Source organism: Tropicimonas sp. TH_r6 (assembly GCF_033101155.1).
Lineage (GTDB): Bacteria > Pseudomonadota > Alphaproteobacteria > Rhodobacterales > Rhodobacteraceae > Tropicimonas.
The window spans coordinates 1-1,657 of the sequence record NZ_JAWMPX010000077.1 but is presented as its reverse complement, the minus strand read 5'-3'; the positions used below and the strand labels follow the sequence as shown (position 1 = coordinate 1,657).

At 57.0% G+C, this 1,657-nt stretch carries 1 protein-coding gene; it reads right to left on the bottom strand.

Features of this window, described 5'->3' with window-relative positions:
- Positions 1-11: 11 nt before the first annotated feature.
- Positions 12-1,657, bottom strand: a 1,646-nt coding sequence (locus R3X27_RS25445; RefSeq protein WP_317711713.1) for a hypothetical protein, incomplete at its 5' end; no start/stop codon positions are given.

The window sequence follows — 1,657 nt, the reverse complement described above, 5'->3', positions numbered from 1 at the left end:
ACATGTGACCCCTAAACATCCGCGATGTAGTCGCCATCCGGATCCGGATCCCAGACCGGTCTTAAGGCGTTCAGGTAACGACCCGGGCCAATGGTCACCTCCTCCAGACCAAGGGCCTCGATAGCCTCCTTGAAGTCCTCATGCTTCCTGATGGTGCGGTTGAAGTTGGACTTATTGGAGATTCTCAAGACCGCCATAAGTTTGCTGAAGGTGATTGCAATGGTTGGATCAGCAACAAGGCATCGCTTCAGGTACTCCACGGCATCCTTCACCTTTCCCTGCAGCGACTTGTGGTGTGGTCGCCAAGTCTTCACCTTGCAGCCGGGAAACCATGTTGGCAGCGCCTCCCGGATGCCTGAACCCTTGGCCGCGATGATATAGGCGTTGCAGGGACGGCATCGAGAGCCAAGGCTTCCCCGCACAGAAGCCCGACAGAGACCCTGCAGGATGTTGTGACCATGCTCGCCGAGACGGATCTCGTTGACGAGGTCGTTGGGGAGGTTGTCGCCAACAGGTATGCCGGTGCTGGCATGCGCCAAGCCGATGTACTGGCTCTCAGGCAGGGCGTAGGTTCCGGCGAGGATCACGTTGGGGATCTCCTTGAAAGCGTTGGTGGCCTGGTGGGCACCCCAGTGAAGGAAGTGGACACGGCTATGGTCGGTCTGCACCTCGCGGAGGATGGAAGCCTTCGGATCGACCTGTCGGGCGTCCTTGTGGTGGATCACCAGCCAAGGCTCGTCTGGCTTGCTGTCGATGAGCGTGGCGACCTCCATGGCGAGCAGGTTCCCGTTCCTTTGCCAGCTATCCTTGGCTGATCCCTGATCGAGGACTTGGATGGTGAGCGGGCTGTAACTCTTCGACGCTGGGCGAAGTCGGGTCAGACCTCCCCGATGCTTCTCCCAGTAGCGATAGGTCTGGCGAACGCGACCAGAAGCATCAAGGACGAGGAGAGGGGCGATGTCGCTGGGGAGTGCGTCTCGGACGTCGAGCGCGATGCGTTGATTTCCCATACCGTCAAGGACCTGTACGGCACGGCCAGAGAGTGCACGAAGCTTCTCCAGCCGCCTCTTCTTGTCTACGTCCACCCCGTTCATGATGACCTTTTTTAGGAGATGATCATCAAACACCGGGACTCGCAGCACAGACTTTGTGGCGCTCGTGGTCAAGTGGCGGTGGAATTCCTGAAGCGTGTCGGCAAGCGCAGGGGCGAGATAGCGAAATATCTCAGGCAGACCGCCCAATTCATCTGACGATAAGGTGACGACCTTTCCCGGCTCCAGAGTCTCATCCCATGCCCTCACGCGTCTCGGAGACCCTTGGTAGTGGAAATCCGGACACTCCTCGAAAGACTGCCCTGAACAGCGTGTAACCAGCATCTGTTGGGTCGTGAACAGGATCTGTGCCTGCCGCCTTTGTGTGGATGACAGCAAATTGACATCCTTGTCCGACGTCCAGACTGCGAAGTCATGCTCCTGTAGGCCAGCATCCTTCACCAATCTTTCAATCTCATCAAGGCGGGACAGGAAGAGGATGACACCAACATGATCATGATCGGAAGAAGCGACAATCTGTCTGACAAACTCAACCAATGTGAGTGTTTTACCGACACCTGGATCCAGACTGGAAAGAAAGATCGATGATGGACATGTCCCTTCAG